Consider the following 16,788-nt stretch of genomic DNA (forward strand, 5'->3'; position numbering starts at 1 on the left):
TCATGTGCTGTCGGAGCGCATTGCGGCGCGCCCGATGCACAAAGGATGGACGGAGGGGCCCATCATGGTCGTGGCTGAAGCGACGTCGGTTCAAGCAGCGCCGACACGCGACGTGTCGATCGATTTTCACCGTTTCTCGTTCATGGGGAGCGGCAAGGAATATTTCGGCATCTGGATCGTCAACGTGTTTTTGACGATCGTCACGCTTGGCATTTATTCCGCCTGGGCAAAGGTCCGGCGCAACCGATACTTCTACGGAAACACGGTTCTGCTCGGCCGTACCTTCGAGTACCATGCCAAGGGCAAGCAGATCCTGATCGGGCGAGTGATCGTTTTCGGCTATCTGATCCTCTACAATCTTCTGCTCACATTCGTTCCGATCGTCGGCATCGCGTTATTGTTGCTTTCGCTCTTCTTCGTTCCCTGGCTGGCCGCACGCGGGTTGCGCTTCAGCGCACGGGTGACGAGCTACCGCAACGTCCGCTTCGACTTCGTCGGCACGATGGGCGGTGCCTTCAAGGCGTTCATTCTGGGCGGGTTCCTTTCCATTATCACCTTGGGCCTACTGACGCCGCTCGCAAGCCGATGGGTTGGGCGCTACGTCGGATCGAACCTGCGCTTTGGCGGCAGGGCCTTTGAGACCAACCCGCCGTTCGGCCCGCTCTATCGCGGCATGTTCCTGGGTGTGGGGCTTGCGCTGGTTCTTGGCGTTGTTGTCTTCGCGATCTTGATGGGAACGCTTCGCGCATCGCCAAGTTTGCTCCAATCGCTGAACGATCCGAGGTGGGGATGGGTAGGCTTGGGCGCAGGATATGTGGCGTCCATGTCTTTCTACGCAGTCATCGCGTTGTTCTACAGTGCAGCCGTGCGCAACGCCGTTTGGGGGGCGACGGTTTTTGACGGAAAACATCGGTTCCTCAGCGGTCTTTCTCGGGGCCGCTACACGTGGATCGCCATATCGAACTTCGTCGTCACCATCCTGACGCTGGGCCTGCTGCGACCTTGGGCGGCTGTCCGCATGGCCCGTTACAAATGGGCCCTGACGGGCGTAACCGTCTTTGGCGCCGTCGGAACGCTGATGAGCGAAATCGAAGCGGAAGCGTCGGCGGTTGGAGCGGAATTCATGGATTTCGAAGGGTTCGATTTTGGCTTCTAGCAGCATCGAGATCGCACGTGGCGAGTGGCATCCGGCCGGTTCCAGCCGGTCGGTGCCCTCGCGGTTGTTGGAAGAGGGGGGCAGCCTTAGGGCCGTAGACGATGCGAGCACCGAACTTGCCCGTGGCACCTTGGCAAGTGTCGATATTTCCGACCGCGTCGGAGCGATACCGCGTCGCGTCGAATTTGCAGACGGTTCGTTGTTCGAAACGCCGGACAACGAGGCAGTCGATCGTTTTCTGAAGCTGAATGGCAGGGTCAACCACATCCACGAATGGGAGCGCTTTCGTCCACGTCTCATCGCCGTCGTCGCAGCCACCGTGCTGTGCGGCGTTGCCATCTATCGCTATGCGGTTCCTGCGCTCGTTGAGGTCGCCGTCCTCGTGACCCCGCCGATCGTGCCGGAGATGATGTCGAAGGGCACGATGGAGACGATGGATCAGACACTGTTCGACAAAACGCAGCTGGCGATTGAGCGGCAGGAAAGGATCCGCGACGGCTTCAAGGCAATCGCCGCCCGATCAGGCCGCGGCGAGGCCGGTTACACGCTCAATTTCCGCAAGGGCGGTGTGGTCGGACCAAATGCGTTTGCGCTTCCGGATGGCACGCTGGTCGTCACCGACGAGCTCATCGAACTTGCCGGGGACGATACCGAAACGATCGTTGGCGTGCTGGCGCACGAGATCGGCCATGTCGAGCTCGAACATAGTCTGCGGCAGATCTACCGTGCTGCCGGCGTTGCCGGCCTCATCATGATGATCGGCGGCGATATCGGTTCGGGCGTGGACGACGTCCTGGTGCAGGGCGCTGGTCTCTTGTCGCTTTCCTATTCGCGCGGCGCGGAAACTGCTGCCGACCGACACTCGGTCGAGCTGATGCAGAAGGCAGGGCGAGATCCGACGGCGGCCGCGCGCTTCTTCGACCTGCTTGAAAAGAAGCTAGACGATCACGGCGACACCAGCATTCTCTCAACGCATCCAGGGACGCCGGAGCGGCGCAAGGCGATCCTCGACTACGCCGCGGAGTTGCGCGCCAAGGCGCAATGAGCCTCCTTGAATTTCGCTTGTTGAAACGAAAACAGCGGGCCGGTGGCCCGCTGTTCGCATTCAAGCAATTGCCTTGTTGATCAGTCCTGCGGACCGTCGTTGTAGCCGACCTTGTCGACCAGTTCCGAAGCCTTCTTGCGGTTTGCGGCGATGTCGGCGAGCGGCAGTTCGTCCGGCTTGATCGTGCCGAAGGACTTCACGACGTCAGACGGCTCGGCGCCCGGCAGAACCGGATATTCGAATACCTGCTCGGCGTAGATCTTCTGGGCTTCGCCTTCCGACAGGAATTCCATCAGCTTCAGCGCGTTGTCCTTGTTCGGGGAATTCTTGGCGAGTGCCATGCCCGAAATGTTGACGTGCGTGCCGCGGTCCTTGGCGTTCGGGAAGAGTACCTTGATCGCCGCTGCCCAATCCTTCTGTTCCGGCTCCTTCTCGTTGGTCATCATCAGACCGACATAGTAGGTGTTGCCGAGTGCCAGGTCGCATTCGCCGGCCAGGATCGCCTTGGCCTGGTCGCGGTCGCCGCCGTCAGGCTTCTTGGCGAGGTTGTTCTTGAGGCCGGTCAGCCACTTCTCGGTCTCGGCTTCGCCATGGTGGGCGATCATCGAAGCGAAGAGGCCGATGTTATAGGAGTGCTGGCCGTCGCGGGTGCAGATCTTGCCTTTCCACTTGGGGTCGGCAAGCTCTTCATAGGTGATGTCGTCCTGGGCGACGCGCTCCTTGGATGCGTAGACGACGCGGCCGCGGGTGGTGAGGCCGAACCAGTTGCCTTCAGGGTCGCGGAAATGCGCCGGGATATCCTTGTTGATCGTCTCGTTGACGACAGGCTGGGTTACGCCTGCATCCTTGGCTTCGGTCAGGCGGCTGATGTCGACGGTCAGGATCACGTCGGCCGGCGAGTTGGCGCCTTCGGCCTGGATGCGCTCGACGAGGCCCTTGTCGAGGAAGAGCACATTGGTGGTGATGCCGGTTTCCTTGGTGAAGGCGTCGAGCAGCGGCTTGATCAGGTCGGGCTGCCGGTACGAGTAGATATTGACTTCACCATCGGCCCAGGCGGCGCTCGTTGCCAGCAGGGTTGCCGTCAGGGACAGAACGCCCATCGCTGCTCTTGAAACGGACATCGCTTCCTCCATTTTCTTGTTTGAGCTAAGTTAACAAAATTCCTCATCTTTCTGACCGGAGCGCTGAAAACAGTCAATCAGGAAACCGTAAACGCTCAACAAGAAGTGATTTTTCTGGCTTTTTGGAATTGTTCCAAACTACGATCCGTCCTATATGATGAGTTCGTGAACCTCTCGATGCCGGAGTGAATGATGCGTCTGACGAAGCAAACGAACTACGCGGTTCGCATGTTGATGTACTGCGCCGCCAACGGGGAAAAGCTCAGCCGCATTCCCGAAATCGCCAGGGCTTACGGTGTTTCCGAGTTGTTTCTCTTCAAGATCTTGCAGCCGTTGACCAAGGCCGGCCTCGTTGAAACGGTGCGTGGCCGTAACGGTGGCGTGCGCCTGCCGAAGCCCGCTTCGGCGATCACGCTGTTCGACGTCGTCAAGGTGACGGAAGACAGTTTCGCGATGGCCGAGTGCTTCGAGGCGGGCGAGATCGAATGCCCGCTCGTCGACAGCTGCGGCCTGAACTCGGCGCTCCGCAAGGCGCTGAACGCCTTCTTCGAAGTGCTGCAGGGCTACACGATTGACGACCTGGTCAAGGCGCGCCCGCAGATCAACTTCCTGCTCGGTCTGGAAGAAACCAAGCGTCCGCAGACCTCGGCGGCCTGATATCTCCGAGCAACGCCCGCGCAAATGGTGCGGCATGACCTGGCGGCTGAAGTGCCGCCGGGTGTTACTCTTGCGGTAGATATTCCCGCAATATGAAGTCGATCGCAGTGGGGTCGATTTCAGCCTTGTCGATGCGGAAATCGGCGCCGTACTCCTCCAGATTCTGAAAATAGGCATCGGCGAGCGATGCTGAGATTACCCCGATCGGGCCGATATAGCCCTGATGCCGGAGGGCCGGGACCGTCTCGCGGAAATCGAGCTGCGGCCGCAGACGGTTGTCGAGCAGGATCATCGATATGGGTTTGCCCGAGCGCAGGAATGCAAGCGCATCGTCGATCGTCTGGCAGTAGTGCAGCTCGATGTCGATGCTGCTCACCTTGCGGATGAGCGCGCGCAGGATCAGGTTTTCTGCCGGGTCGTCGTCAACGAGCAGGATGTGTGCTTTTCGCGTCATGACCGAATACCCTTGCTGATGGCGGGCGTCCCGTTCGTTGGGCGTGGCGGTGCGAAACGCGGCCACGCATCGGCTGCTACTGGATGATCTGCTCTCGGATTGCCTTCGCCACCATCTGGGTGCGATTGACGACGTCGAGTTTCTTCAGGATCGTTGCGGTGTGTGAGTTCACCGTGTGCTCCGACACCGAAACGATGAGCGCAATCTCGCTTGCCGTCTTGCCATGCGAGATCCACTTGAGGATTTCGGTTTCGCGCGGCGTCAGTCCCATCCCGGCCTTGTTGGCAAGCGCGATGCGATAGAAATAGTCGAAGGCGGCGATCGCGTCATAGGCGAGCGCCACATGCTCGGCCCGGCCGATATCCTCCCCGTCTCCGAGAAAGAGCACGGCATAGCGCGCGCCGGTGGAAGCTGCGTGCACCGGTACGCTGACGAGCAGTTCGAAACCGAGCTGCACCAGCAGGTTCTGGCTGGCGTCGCAGCCGGGGTCGTCCGCCCGCCATACCGACGAGATCGCCGAGCGGTGCAGCGTCTTGTAGAACACGGAGTCGCCAAAGCGATGGCGCTTGTCGTATTCCTCCGCGAGCCCGGATGGTAGGTCGTGCAATACTAGGCGGGTGGACAGCATGCAGGCGTCGTTCTCGTTGCCGAGCTGCAGAATGCCGAAATGGCTGAAGCCGTAGCGCAATGCCATGGTATGAAAAATGCGGAAGAAATCGACGCGGTTGAGCGCCTTCTCTAGCTCGTCGCGAAGGTCGTATCGCCTGTGATTTTCCAGCAAAGCCGCCACGGACTGGCTATCCCCTTATCGTCGTGCGGCAGTTTATCCCGCGAGCCGCAGCGATCAATCGGCAAAGTGCGTTGCCGGTATTGCCGACAGGCAGGGTCATGCGCGTCCCTCGGCAAGCCCACCGAGCGACTGAAAGCTGTAAAAGGCGGCTGCCGGTCCCTCCCAAGGACGTCTGGGCACGTCGAATATCTCCCCCGAGTTTTGTATACATTTTATTGCACAATCCCGTTCGGGATTTCTACCATAGTATCTTGGGATTGACGAAAACCTGTCGAGGCCGAATCGCGTGTTCGTGCGGCCAACGATCACGGCATTCTCGGTAGGGGTATTCACCCGGAACCAAGGTGGCTTCCCCGGTGTGGCATCGCGCCGCCCAAGGGGCTGGCGGGGGAGGCTGCAGACCCTGTGGAAGTGGCCGGAACGTCGTGGATTTTAGGTGCCGCGGTGTACTGTTTTGTCAGGCGATTCTAAAACAGTGGACGAATATCCCGGCTCTACCTGCGGACGAATTTTTCGCATAGACAAATTTCTGCGGCGACTTATTGCAATGCGACGCCAAATGTCGTTCCATCCGGCCTTGACCGGGGGCAACGGCATTCCGCGTCAGGAAAACACGAGAACAAAAACAAATCTGGGAAGCAAAGCTCATGAAAAAGCTCACTACTCTGTTTGCAGCGACGGCGCTTGCCACGCTGATGGCCGGCTCCGCCTGGTCGAAGACGTTCGTTTATTGCTCGGAAGGTTCGCCAGAGGGTTTTGACCCGGGCCTGTACACCGCCGGCACGACCTTCGACGCGGCTGCGCACACGGTTTACAACCGCCTGCTCGAGTTCAAGAAGGGCACGACCGAAGTTGAGCCGGGCCTCGCCGAAAGCTGGACGATCTCCGACGACGGCCTGGTCTACACCTTCAAGCTGCGTCCGGGCGTCAAGTTCCAGACCACCGAATTCTTCACGCCGTCGCGTGATTTCACTGCCGACGACGTGGTGTTCTCCTACGAGCGCCAGCTGAAGGCTGACAATCCGTGGAACAAGTACATTGCTGGCGCTTCGTGGGAATACGCAGCCGGCATGGGCTTCCCGGAAGTCATCAAGTCGGTTGAGAAGGTCGACGACCTGACCGTCAAGTTCACCCTGACGCGCAAGGAAGCGCCGTTCCTCGCCAACATCGCGATGCCGTTTGCTTCGATCCTGTCGAAGGAATATGCCGACAAGCTGCAGGCTGACGGCAAGATGGAGCAGATGAACCAGATGCCGCTCGGCACCGGTCCGTTCGCTTTTGTCGCCTACCAGCAGGATGCCGTCATCCGCTACAAGGCAAACCCGGACTATTGGGGTGGCAAGCAGAAGATCGACGACCTCGTCTTCGCGATCACGTCTGACGCTTCGGTTCGCTTCCAGAAGCTCCAGGCTGGCGAATGCCACCTGATGCCGTTCCCGAATGCTGCCGACGTTTCGAAGATGAAGGCAGACCCGAACCTGAAGGTCATGGAACAGGCCGGCCTCAACGTCTCCTACCTCGCCTACAACACCACGCAGGCTCCGTTTGACAAGCCGGAAGTCCGCAAGGCGCTAAACAAGGCGATCAACAAGCAGGCGATCGTCGATGCCGTCTTCCAGGGTGCTGCCCAGCCGGCCGTCAACCCGATCCCGCCGACGATGTGGTCGTACAACGACAAGATCGAAGACGACACCTACGAGCCCGAAGTTGCCAAGAAGATGCTCGAAGACGCAGGCGTCAAGGACCTGTCGATGAAGCTCTGGGCAATGCCGGTTTCGCGTCCGTACATGCTGAACGCCCGTCGCGCAGCTGAACTGATGCAGTCGGACTTCGCCAAGATCGGCGTCAAGGTCGAGATCGTCTCCTACGAATGGGCCGAATACCTCGACAAGTCCAAGGCCAAGGATCGTGACGGTGCCGTCATCCTCGGCTGGACCGGCGACAACGGCGACCCGGACAACTTCCTCGACACGCTTCTCGGCTGCAACGCTGTCGGCGGCAACAACCGTGCACAGTGGTGCAACCAGGAATTCGATGCTCTCGTGAAGAAGGCGAAGGAAACCTCTGACCCCGCAGAGCGCACCAAGCTCTACGAAGAGGCGCAGGTCGTCTTCAAGCGCGAAGCGCCGTGGGCGACGATCGACCACTCGCTCTCGGTCGTGCCGATGCGCAAGAACGTCGAGGGCTTCGTTCAGAGCCCACTTGGTGATTTTGCCTTCGACGGCGTGGACATCACCGAGTAATTTAGTTAACTGATCCTTAAGGGGGCGTTTGCCAAGGGCAAGCGCCCCTCTTTGCATCCACTATAGCGACCCTGAGTTCCGGCTGGAGCGCAAAAGGTCGCTGTGGCATTTCGACTTGCTGTATGCTTGGCCGTTAAGTGGGAAAGCATGCGGTGGTGCCAGCGGCGGGATACAATGCCGCGGCAACATGGCGCGGGGTTTAACATGTTCCGATTTCTCTTGGGGCGATTGGCTGTCCTGATACCGACCTTCGTCGGCGTCTCCATCATCGCCTTCTCCTTCATCCGCCTGCTTCCGGGCGATCCGGTTGCGCTGCTTTCGGGCGAGCGCGTCATGTCGCCGGAGCGACATGCGGAAATTTCACACGCACTCGGCTTCGACCGGCCGATCGTGGTGCAATACCTCGATTATCTCTGGGGCGTGCTCCAGGGTGATTTCGGCACCTCGATCGTTACCAAGAAGCCGGTCATCGATCAGTTCTTCGAACTGTTCCCGGCAACCGTCGAGCTTTCGCTCTGCGCGATCCTGTTTGCGGTCATTCTCGGCATTCCGGCCGGCGTGATTGCTGCGATCAAGCGCGGCTCGGCCGTCGACCAGGCGATGATGGGGACGGCACTCGTCGGCTTCTCCATGCCGATCTTCTGGTGGGGCCTGCTGCTCATCATGCTCGTTTCCGGCATGCTGCAGTGGACGCCGGTCTCCGGCCGCATCTCGCTGATGTACTTCTTCCCGCCGGTAACCGGATTCATGCTGATCGACTCGCTCCTGTCCGGTCAGGCCGGCGCGTTCAAGTCGGCCGTCAGCCACCTGATCCTGCCGACGATCGTGCTTGGAACCATTCCGCTTGCGGTCATCGCGCGCCAGACGCGCTCGGCGATGCTTGAAGTTCTCTCCGAAGACTACGTGCGCACGGCACGGGCCAAGGGCCTTTCGACCTTCCGGGTCGTCGGCGTCCATGCGCTGCGCAATGCGATGATCCCGGTGGTCACCACCATCGGCCTGCAGGTGGGCGTCATGCTCGCCGGTGCGATCCTGACGGAAACGATCTTCTCCTGGCCGGGCATCGGCAAGTGGATGGTGGATTCGGTGTCGCGTCGCGACTACGCCGTCATCCAGGGCGGCCTGCTCGTCATCGCCGCGGTGATCATGCTGGTCAACCTCATCGTCGACCTGCTCTACGGTCTCATCAATCCGCGCATCCGGCACTAAGGAGGGCGTCATGTCTCAAGCTGCTGCAACAAGCACCGTTTCGACCGATCCGTCCCGCCGGGCGCGATTGGCCGAGTTCTGGTATTACTTCTCCGAGAACCGCGGCGCCGTGATCGGTCTCGTGTTCTTCGTGTTCCTCGTTCTGCTCGCGGTCTTCGCACCGTGGGTCGCACCGCACGATCCGGTGGCACAGTACCGCGATGCGGTGTTGGTACCGCCGGTATGGCAGGAGGGCGGCCGCGCCGGCTTCCTGCTCGGCACCGACGCCGTCGGCCGCGACATGCTGTCCCGGCTGATCTACGGCACGCGCTTCTCGCTGTTCGTCGGTGTCATCGTCACGACCCTGTCGCTCGTCGGCGGTATCGCGCTTGGCGTCATCGCCGGCTACTTCCGTGGTTGGGTCGATACCGTCATCATGCGCGTGATGGACATCATCCTCGCCTTCCCGTCGCTGCTGCTCGCCCTCGTGCTGGTCGCTGTCCTCGGCCCGGGCCTCGTCAACGCCATGATCGCAATCGCGCTCGTCTTCCAGCCGCACTTCGTGCGCCTGACGCGTGCTGCCGTCATGAGCGAAAAGACCCGTGACTATGTCGTTGCCGCCAAGGTGGCCGGCGCTGGTCATGGCCGTCTGATGTTCAAGACGATCCTGCCGAACTGCATGGCGCCGCTGATCGTCCAGGCGACGCTCTCCTTCTCGAGCGCGATCCTTGACGCTGCGGCCCTCGGCTTCCTCGGCATGGGCGCACAGCCTCCGACACCGGAATGGGGCACGATGCTCGCCGAAGCCCGCGAGTTCATCAGCAGCCACTGGTGGGTGGTGACCCTTCCGGGTATCGCGATCCTGATCACGGTGCTGGCGATCAACCTTATGGGTGACGGCCTGCGCGATGCGCTCGATCCCAAGCTGAAGAGGTCCTGATCATGGCGCTTCTCGAAATCGAAAACCTGGTCGTCGAATTCCAGACGGCCTCCGGTCCCTTCCGCGCCGTCAACGGCGTGTCGATGAAGGTCCATGAAGGCGAAGTGCTTGCGATCGTTGGCGAGTCCGGCTCGGGCAAGTCCGTGTCGATGCTGGCCGCCATGGGGCTTCTGCCCTGGACGGCGAAAGTGACCGCCGACAAGCTCACTTTCAACGGCCGCGACCTGCTCGGCATGTCGGCAAACGAACGGCGCAAGATCGTCGGCAAGGATATTGCCATGATCTTCCAGGAGCCGATCGCCAGCCTCAACCCGTGCTTCACCGTCGGCTTCCAGATCGAGGAAGTGCTGCGCATCCACATGGGCCTCGACAAGGCCGGTCGCCGCAAGCGCGCAATCGAACTGTTCGAGGCGGTCGGCATTCCCGATCCGGCCGAGCGGCTCGGCCACTATCCGCACCAGATGTCGGGCGGCCAGTGCCAGCGCGTGATGATCGCGATCGCGATCGCCTGCAACCCGAAGCTCCTGATCGCCGACGAGCCGACCACCGCGCTCGACGTGACGATCCAGAAGCAGATCCTGGACCTCCTGATGAGGCTGCAGGCCGAGCACAAGATGGGCCTGATCATGATCACGCACAACATGGGCGTGGTCGCCGAGACTGCCGACCGGGTGGTCGTGCAGTACAAGGGCCGCAAGATGGAAGAGGCCGACGTGCTGACGCTCTTCGAAAACCCGAAGAGCAACTACACGCGCGCACTTCTGGCGGCGCTGCCTGACAACGCGACCGGCGATCGTCTGCCGACGATTTCCGAACTCTTCGTCGACGAAGGAGCGGCCCAATGAGCGTGATCCTCGAAGCGCGCAATCTGGTGCGCGACTACCATATCCCCGGCGGCCTCATCAAAAAGGCAAAGACGGTTCATGCGCTGAAAGGCGTGAGCTTTTCCGTCGAACAGGGCAAGACGCTGGCGATCGTTGGCGAAAGCGGCTGCGGCAAGTCCACGCTGGGCCGCATCCTCACCCTGATCGACCCGGCGACCTCCGGCGAACTGCTGATCGAGGGCAAGAAGATCGATATCTCCAAAGGCGACATGACGCCGGAGATGCGCCGCAAGGTGCAGATCGTCTTCCAGAACCCCTATGGCTCGCTCAACCCGCGCCAGAAGATCGGCGACATCCTGATGGAACCGCTGGTCATCAACACCGACACGCCGGCCGACGAACGTCGCGACCGGGCGATGACGATGCTGAAGAAGGTCGGCCTCACCGAGCTGCACTTCAACCGCTATCCGCACATGTTTTCGGGCGGCCAGCGCCAGCGTATCGCCATTGCGCGCGCGTTGATGCTGAACCCGAAGCTGCTGGTGCTCGACGAGCCGGTGTCGGCGCTCGACCTGTCGGTCCAGGCACAGGTGCTGAACCTGCTCGCCGACCTTCAGGACGAACTGAAGCTCACCTACGTCTTCATCAGCCACGACCTCTCTGTCGTGCGCTATATCGCTGATGATGTCATGGTGATGTATTTCGGCGAAGCGGTCGAATACGGCAGCCGCGACGAGGTCTTTGCCGACCCGAAGCACAGCTACACCAAGACGCTGTTTGCAGCGACGCCGCGTGCGGATGTCGAGAGCATCAAGGCGCGCCTTGCCAAGAAGAAGCAGGCGGCCTGATCCGCCGCTGCTGATTTTTGCTGAAGAAACAAGAGAAGCCGGGCAGCCAATGCCCGGCTTCTTTGACTTGGGGGCTTGATGGTGTAGAGGTGTCGCGCCGCCTTCACTTCTCGCCTCTTGGCGGCGGGCAGCCGCTTTTTGGCCGGACCGATCGTTCGGCCCAACCTCAGGAACACGTTCATGGAAATCAAGCGTTTCGAAACCGGCCCCCGTATGAGCCAGGCCGTGGTCTACAACAACACCGTCTACCTCGCCGGCCAGGTCGGCAACGCCGGTGACGATGTCGTGACGCAGACCAAGCAGGCGCTTGCCGAAGTCGACCGTCTTCTGGCGCTCGCCGGCACCGACAAGACCCGCATCCTCTCGGCCACCATCTGGCTCGCCGACATGGCAGACTTCCCGAAGATGAACTCGGTCTGGGACGCCTGGGCACCGCAGGGCCACACCCCGGCTCGCGCCACCGGCGAAGCCAAGCTCGCGACCCCGGAATACCTCGTCGAAGTCATCGTCGTCGCCGCTGCCGCCTAAGGCCTGCGCTACGGGATTTCCCGTCTTCTTATTCCTGCGCCGCCGGACTGCCGTCCGGCGGCGTTTTTCGTTCCCATTTCAGTTCCCTTGCGCGGAACCAAACGGCGCACCGGCACGTTAAGTGTCCAATCCGAAGAAGCAGGCCAAAACCGGCCGCCACGATTGGGAGGACTGTCTATGCTTTACTGGCTGCCCCGTGTCTGTGTCCTTCTCCTGGCGGGCGTCATGATCGGTTTCGGTCTTCTTCCCTACACCGCCGCAGGTGTCGCCCATACCTTGCTCGTCATCATTCTGGGGCTTGGCCTATTGTCGCTGACCCTGCATGTCTTCCCGCCGGAACACCATTGACCGTGCAAGATCATTCACGCGATGTGCCGCAAGCCGGGCCGGAGCAAAAGGCAGGGCGGCCTGATCTGTTGACCGGAAACGCGAACGAACCGCGCGCGGCCCTGGCTGAAGGACGGCGAGGCATGATCGCGAATACGCTGCGTCGGGCGGGTGCCGCCCAGCAGCGCAAGCGTGCGCGGTGGATCGTCGAGGAAGAGGCTGCTGTGGCGACGGCGGCGCCATCGACAGCCCCGCGGCGCGACGGCATCGATCTGATGGTCGCCTGGAGTATTATCGGCCTCTTCGCCATTGCCGCATGCGCGGGCATCTACGCCATGGAAACGATCCTCCTGCCGATCACGCTCGCAATCGTCGTCGGCGTCGTGCTCGGCCGGACGGCCGACGGACTGGCGCGTTATGGCCTGCCGCCGATTTTCGGAGGGTTGCTGCTGGCGATCATTTTCGTCACCGGCCTCTCGTGGCTCGTCAATGCCCTCCTGGGTCCGTTGACGGCGCTCGCCTCGGAGGCGCCGAAGCTTGCCGAAAGCGTGGTGGCGCGGGTGATGCCGTTCATTGACCGGTTCGAGTGGCTGCGTCTGGCCGTCGCGCGCAGCGTCGGCAACGATGCGATTGCCGATACCGTCATGAAGAATGCCGGCCCGATGCTTGCCGCCACCGCCGCCGGGCTGACACCCGCTTTGGTGCAGACACTGATCTTTCTCGCAGCACTCGGCCTGTTTCTGCTCGGACGGTTGCAACTGCGCAAGGCGGTCATCCTTGCCTTTGCCAGCCGTGAGCGGCGGCTTAGCGCCATTCGCATCATGAACGGCATCGAGGATGCGTTGGCGCGATACTTCTCGATCGCCAGCGTCATCTATTTCTCGCTCGGCCTCGTTACGACGGTGATCGCTTTTGTCGGGGGTCTGGGCATGGCGCCGCTGTGGGGCCTGTTCGCTTTCGTCTCCAGCTTCATTCCCTATCTCGGCGTCACGGCGATGACGCTGAGCCTGCTGGTGGCGGGGCTGATGACGCACGAGGTGCTGTGGCTGGCATTGGCGCCGGCGGTGGCCTTCTTCGTCGTTCACCTTGCGATGGAAAACCTTGCCATTCCGGCCATCCTCGGCAACGAGCTTGAGGTGAACCCGTTCTTGATCTTCCTGGCGATCGTGTTCTGGACCTGGATGTGGGGGGCGGTCGGCGCCATGCTGGCGCTGCCGCTCTCTCTCATCGTCCTCGCCATCGTCGAGGAAATCAGCGACCAGCCGCCTGAACGTCAGCTGCCCGGATAAGGGGATGTGTTGCCCGGCCTAGCGCCGGGCAGAGCGTGCGTGCTCGTCGAAGAACAGCGCCTGGCTGATCAGTGCCTTCACCATGTCCGGATTGAACGGCTTGGTCACGAGAAAGGCTGGCTCCGGCCGCTTGCCGGTCAGCAGCCGCTCGGGGAAGGCGGTGATGAAGATCACCGGCACAGCGGCCTGCGTGAGGATCTCGTTGACGGCGTCGATGCCCGAGCTGCCATCGGCAAGCTGGATGTCGGCCAGAACCATCTTCGGAGAGGTCTTGCGGTAGAGATCGAGCGCCTCGCCGTGGGTGCGGGCGATCCCGGTGACGCGGTGGCCGAGGCTGGTCACCATATCCTCGATATCAAGCGCGATCAGCGGCTCGTCCTCGATGATCAGGACGTCCGTTGCGACCTGGTGCGAAATGTCCTCCGAGGCGACTGTCAGCAGCTTCGAAAACTCGGCCTGGCTGAGGTTCATGACCTCGGCCGCATCGGCGATGGAGAAACCCTCGACCGATACGAGCAGAAACGCCTGGCGCGGCGCCGGCGCGATCAGCGAGAGATTGGCGGCCGCCTGTTTTTCCCATGCGAACGGTGAGGCATTTTCGCTGCGGTCGATCGAGATCTTTTCGAACTGCGAGCAGAACAGCTTGTAGAGGCTGATCCGGTCGTTCGAGGCTTCCGGAAAGAGGCTGATATCCTCGATCAGGGCTTCGAGAACGGCGGCCACATAGCCGTCGCCTGCGGCCTGCGAGCCTGTGACGGCCCGCGCGTAACGGCGCAGAAAGGGCAGGTGGGGCGCAATCCGGGTCGAAAGTGACATCAACGACTTCCTTACGTGCAATGCGATTCGTTTGATTTCTGAGGATAGGGGGTATGGGGCGGAATAGATGGATGTTTTGAACACGTTTTTCGGCTTAGAGCAAATGGGGGACGTGTTCGAAACGGTGTGCCGGCGATTTCGCAAGGGCAGCAAAAGCCGTGAAGGACTAAGCGGTGGTGGGACGCAGCATGGATGAAGAAACCGGAAAGCACGGCGGCGTAGGCCAACAGCGCGGAGGCACTGCCGAAACGCTCGAAATCGGCGGCTCGATCGGCACCAGCTTGAAGGCGCTCTATCGGTCGCTGGAGCAGGAGCCCGTTCCGGAACTCTTTCTCAATCTTCTTGAAAAACTCGATGAAGCGGAGGCTGCGGCCAAAGTCCCGTCGAAGGGTGGGGTTCCGCTTTGAGGGGGAAGAAACGGGCGGCTGCCCGTTTCTTTATGAGATGCGCCGATCAGCAGGCGGCTTCGTAGCGGCGGCCGTAGCGGTCGCGATAGATGCAGCGGCCCGGTTCGTTGGCGTTGCCGATGAGCGCGCCGGCGACGCCGCCGATGGCCGCGCCCACGGCCGCACCCCTGACATTGCCCGTCGCCGCACCGCCGACGATGGCACCGCCGGTTGCGCCGATCGCCGCGCCCTTTTCTGTCTGCGTGCATGCCGCGAGGGGGAGGATCAGGCTTGCTACGATAAGTATCTTCTTCATGACGCGTTCCTATCCGAGGGTTGCTTTGTTGAACTGAGAATCAATTTTCGGTGAAATCGATTTGCCCGCGACTGGTGACGAACAGAATGACGACAATGAGGCATAGCCCGTACCCGATGCCGCGCCGTCCTGATCGACTTTTGATGTTACCTTTCGGCGCTCGCAATGAGCGAGCCGCTTGTGGTGTGTCCTTGCCTCGCCAGTATATCCTCCGTCGCTCGGCCGCGGTCGCAGCGCTTGTTATCGTTGCGAAAACGAGACCGGGGCATTTTTGTTCCATTGTTGGGGTGGCCGACGGGCGATGTCCGTCCCGGTTGTGGGCCGTGGTCGCCCGCTGAACGCTGTGGGCGAATGACGCCTCCCGGCCGTCTCTGGGCCGCTCAAACGCGCAGCTGACGCCAAGGTTCCAGGAAATATTTCGCGCCCATTCGCGGAACCGCAGATCGCACATTTCCGTTTGCTGTTGGAGTTTGACGCAAGGGAGCATGCGAATGGAACACATTGCCGCCATCATGGTCCTGGTCGGCTGCATGCAGACGACAGAGGCCTGCCGCGAAGTGCCGGCGCCCACCGTGGCTTTCGAGACCGTAGACGAATGCCGCGAACTGCTTTCGCCTGCGATCGAGGCGACATCGACGAGCTTCAAGCACGCCTACGGGGCCTGCGCGGAAGTCGATCCGGCGCTGTTCGTAGAAGACGCGACCATCGAGTGGCAGGTGAAGGCGCCTGGCCGTCTGCAGGTCGAGGTCAAGGTCGATGACGGCAGCTATGCCGTTGCCGCGCGAAGCGAAAGCGGCGCCAAGGCTCGCAACTGATTTCACCGGTAGCTCTTGGGCAATTGCGCTAGGGCGACTGCATCAACCGAAAGGATCGGAAATGAACTGGGACATTGTTGAAGGCAAATGGCACGAGTTGAAGGGTAAGGCTCAGTCGCAGTGGGGTAAGCTCACCAACGACGACCTCGATATCATCGATGGCCGCAGGGAAGAACTCGCCGGGCGGATCCAGGCGCGATACGGCGTTGCACGTGACGAGGCGGAGCGGCAGATCGACGACTGGATGTCGCGCCGCTAGGCGGTTCGCGGCAAGCAGTCAGTCTTGCTTCCCCGGAAGAACGACGCCAAGACAAAAGCCGCGCGACACCTGTCGCGCGGCTTTTTGTTTGTCATGCGCATCGCGCTTATTTCTTCTTTGCCTTGGCCTCTCGCCTGCGAAGTTCTTCAAGCAGAGACTGAAGCTTGGCGCTTTGTTCTTCGCCGTCCGTGTACAGGTCGCGCATCGTCTTTCCGATGTGAAGATTTCTATCGGAGAGATGCGTCCGCTCCCGTCCGGCTTCGGTCGCCGTTTTCCAGATATGTGCTGTCGGCATCTTCATTTCGACCCTGCGTTCCATGGATGAAGAACGTCAGAGTATTGCGAAGGTTCCGGGCATTTCCGGTGCAAACCGTGCCGATTTGGGACTCTTTCGTCTTTCATCGTAAACAGAATATTAATGTCGAGTGACGCCACGGAATTCCGCGCGCCGATTTTGATCGAGAACTGGAACAAATTGAAAGCTATCGCGTTTGCATTGCAGTGATTTAGGCAAGGAGAATTGCTATGTTATACTACGCGCTTGTCTTCCTCGTTGTGGCAATCATAGCGGGTGTACTTGGGTTTGGGGGTATTGCCGGCACGTCCGCGGGCATCGCGCAGATCCTCTTCTTCCTTTTCCTGGTCTTTCTGGTGATTTCGCTCGTTGCCGGCCTGGTGCGCCGCGGCTGAGCGGCCCTATTTGAGTTGTTAGGCATAAACAGGAAACGGGCGGCGTCACAGCCGCCCTCGATGTGTTTGGTGGCCGAATCGTCTTGCTTGCCCTTG

The 16,788-nt window shown here is 60.9% G+C and carries 21 protein-coding genes; 15 read left to right on the forward strand and 6 right to left on the reverse strand.

What is annotated here, in order from left to right; translation table 11 throughout:
- Positions 1-64 precede the first annotated feature (64 nt).
- Together IB262_RS14600 and IB262_RS14605 are read left to right on the forward strand one after the other, a co-directional pair.
- Positions 65-1,156: a DUF898 family protein gene (locus tag IB262_RS14600; protein ID WP_090294932.1), complete on the forward strand. Its 1,092-nt coding sequence runs from the start codon at positions 65-67 to the stop codon at positions 1,154-1,156.
- Positions 1,146-2,201, forward strand: coding sequence for a M48 family metallopeptidase (locus IB262_RS14605; RefSeq protein WP_090294930.1), 1,056 nt, complete (start codon positions 1,146-1,148; stop codon positions 2,199-2,201). Before IB262_RS14600 ends, IB262_RS14605 begins: the two co-directional genes overlap by 11 nt.
- An 80-nt stretch (positions 2,202-2,281) precedes the next feature.
- Here the strand turns inward: IB262_RS14605 and IB262_RS14610 are convergent, their stop codons facing one another.
- Complete coding sequence (locus IB262_RS14610; protein ID WP_034801382.1) at positions 2,282-3,322, reverse strand: Fe(3+) ABC transporter substrate-binding protein; 1,041 nt, start codon at positions 3,320-3,322, stop codon at positions 2,282-2,284.
- Between the two features lie 192 nt (positions 3,323-3,514).
- Here IB262_RS14610 and rirA point away from each other — a divergent pair, with 192 nt between their 5' ends.
- Positions 3,515-3,979 (forward strand): iron-responsive transcriptional regulator RirA, encoded by a 465-nt coding sequence (gene rirA / locus IB262_RS14615; protein ID WP_034801384.1) that lies wholly within the window; start codon positions 3,515-3,517, stop codon positions 3,977-3,979.
- Positions 3,980-4,043: 64 nt separating this feature from the next.
- Here the strand turns inward: rirA and IB262_RS14620 are convergent, their stop codons facing one another.
- Together IB262_RS14620 and IB262_RS14625 are read right to left on the reverse strand one after the other, a co-directional pair.
- Complete coding sequence (locus tag IB262_RS14620; RefSeq protein ID WP_090294929.1) at positions 4,044-4,499, reverse strand: response regulator; 456 nt, start codon at positions 4,497-4,499, stop codon at positions 4,044-4,046.
- Between the two features lie 10 nt (positions 4,500-4,509).
- The gene (locus tag IB262_RS14625) at positions 4,510-5,223 is read right to left on the reverse strand and encodes a helix-turn-helix transcriptional regulator (protein WP_051659566.1); all 714 of its coding nucleotides are present in this window, start codon (positions 5,221-5,223) and stop codon (positions 4,510-4,512) included.
- 647 nt (positions 5,224-5,870) lie between these two features.
- Here IB262_RS14625 and IB262_RS14630 point away from each other — a divergent pair.
- From IB262_RS14630 to IB262_RS14665, 8 genes are all read left to right on the forward strand, one after another.
- Positions 5,871-7,466, forward strand: a complete 1,596-nt coding sequence (locus IB262_RS14630; RefSeq protein ID WP_034800843.1) for an ABC transporter substrate-binding protein — start codon at positions 5,871-5,873, stop codon at positions 7,464-7,466.
- Positions 7,467-7,670: 204 nt separating this feature from the next.
- Complete coding sequence (locus IB262_RS14635) at positions 7,671-8,675, forward strand: ABC transporter permease subunit (protein ID WP_034800844.1); 1,005 nt, start codon at positions 7,671-7,673, stop codon at positions 8,673-8,675.
- 10 nt (positions 8,676-8,685) lie between these two features.
- Complete coding sequence (locus tag IB262_RS14640) at positions 8,686-9,594, forward strand: ABC transporter permease subunit (RefSeq protein ID WP_034800846.1); 909 nt, start codon at positions 8,686-8,688, stop codon at positions 9,592-9,594.
- 2 nt (positions 9,595-9,596) lie between these two features.
- Positions 9,597-10,439 carry an ABC transporter ATP-binding protein gene (locus IB262_RS14645; RefSeq protein ID WP_082566271.1) on the forward strand — a complete coding sequence of 281 codons (843 nt, stop codon included), beginning with the start codon at positions 9,597-9,599 and terminating at the stop codon, positions 10,437-10,439.
- Complete coding sequence (locus IB262_RS14650) at positions 10,436-11,266, forward strand: dipeptide ABC transporter ATP-binding protein (RefSeq protein WP_034800847.1); 831 nt, start codon at positions 10,436-10,438, stop codon at positions 11,264-11,266. The genes IB262_RS14645 and IB262_RS14650 overlap by 4 nt, the downstream gene beginning before the upstream one ends.
- 180 nt (positions 11,267-11,446) lie before the next feature.
- Positions 11,447-11,794, forward strand: a complete 348-nt coding sequence (locus IB262_RS14655) for a RidA family protein (protein ID WP_060516475.1) — start codon at positions 11,447-11,449, stop codon at positions 11,792-11,794.
- Positions 11,795-11,971: 177 nt separating this feature from the next.
- Entirely contained in the window at positions 11,972-12,142 is a 171-nt protein-coding gene (locus IB262_RS14660; RefSeq protein WP_089044705.1) for a hypothetical protein, read from the forward strand.
- Positions 12,143-12,264: 122 nt separating this feature from the next.
- Positions 12,265-13,410, forward strand: a complete 1,146-nt coding sequence (locus IB262_RS14665) for an AI-2E family transporter (RefSeq protein WP_034801402.1) — start codon at positions 12,265-12,267, stop codon at positions 13,408-13,410.
- 18 nt (positions 13,411-13,428) lie between these two features.
- On the opposite strand, the gene IB262_RS14670 is transcribed toward IB262_RS14665, so the two are convergent.
- Complete coding sequence (locus IB262_RS14670; RefSeq protein ID WP_034800852.1) at positions 13,429-14,226, reverse strand: response regulator; 798 nt, start codon at positions 14,224-14,226, stop codon at positions 13,429-13,431.
- Positions 14,227-14,414: 188 nt separating this feature from the next.
- On the opposite strand from IB262_RS14670, the gene IB262_RS14675 reads away from it, so the two are divergent.
- Positions 14,415-14,633 carry a NepR family anti-sigma factor gene (locus IB262_RS14675; protein WP_060584014.1) on the forward strand — a complete coding sequence of 73 codons (219 nt, stop codon included), beginning with the start codon at positions 14,415-14,417 and terminating at the stop codon, positions 14,631-14,633.
- 46 nt (positions 14,634-14,679) lie between these two features.
- Here the strand turns inward: IB262_RS14675 and IB262_RS14680 are convergent, their stop codons facing one another.
- Positions 14,680-14,928 carry a glycine zipper domain-containing protein gene (locus IB262_RS14680; protein WP_034800856.1) on the reverse strand — a complete coding sequence of 83 codons (249 nt, stop codon included), beginning with the start codon at positions 14,926-14,928 and terminating at the stop codon, positions 14,680-14,682.
- Positions 14,929-15,419: 491 nt separating this feature from the next.
- Here IB262_RS14680 and IB262_RS14685 point away from each other — a divergent pair, with 491 nt between their 5' ends.
- Both IB262_RS14685 and IB262_RS14690 read left to right on the forward strand, forming a co-directional pair.
- Complete coding sequence (locus tag IB262_RS14685) at positions 15,420-15,743, forward strand: hypothetical protein (protein ID WP_034800858.1); 324 nt, start codon at positions 15,420-15,422, stop codon at positions 15,741-15,743.
- 61 nt (positions 15,744-15,804) lie between these two features.
- Positions 15,805-16,002, forward strand: coding sequence for a CsbD family protein (locus IB262_RS14690; protein ID WP_090294925.1), 198 nt, complete (start codon positions 15,805-15,807; stop codon positions 16,000-16,002).
- Between the two features lie 106 nt (positions 16,003-16,108).
- On the opposite strand, the gene IB262_RS14695 is transcribed toward IB262_RS14690, so the two are convergent.
- Positions 16,109-16,303: a hypothetical protein gene (locus IB262_RS14695; protein WP_060584342.1), complete on the reverse strand. Its 195-nt coding sequence runs from the start codon at positions 16,301-16,303 to the stop codon at positions 16,109-16,111.
- Between the two features lie 224 nt (positions 16,304-16,527).
- Between IB262_RS14695 and IB262_RS14700 the strand changes: the two genes are divergently transcribed.
- Positions 16,528-16,692 (forward strand): DUF1328 domain-containing protein, encoded by a 165-nt coding sequence (locus tag IB262_RS14700; protein ID WP_034800864.1) that lies wholly within the window; start codon positions 16,528-16,530, stop codon positions 16,690-16,692.
- Positions 16,693-16,788 lie beyond the last annotated feature (96 nt).

It is taken from the genome of Ensifer sp. ENS02 (assembly GCF_014851885.1).
GTDB lineage: Bacteria > Pseudomonadota > Alphaproteobacteria > Rhizobiales > Rhizobiaceae > Ensifer > Ensifer adhaerens.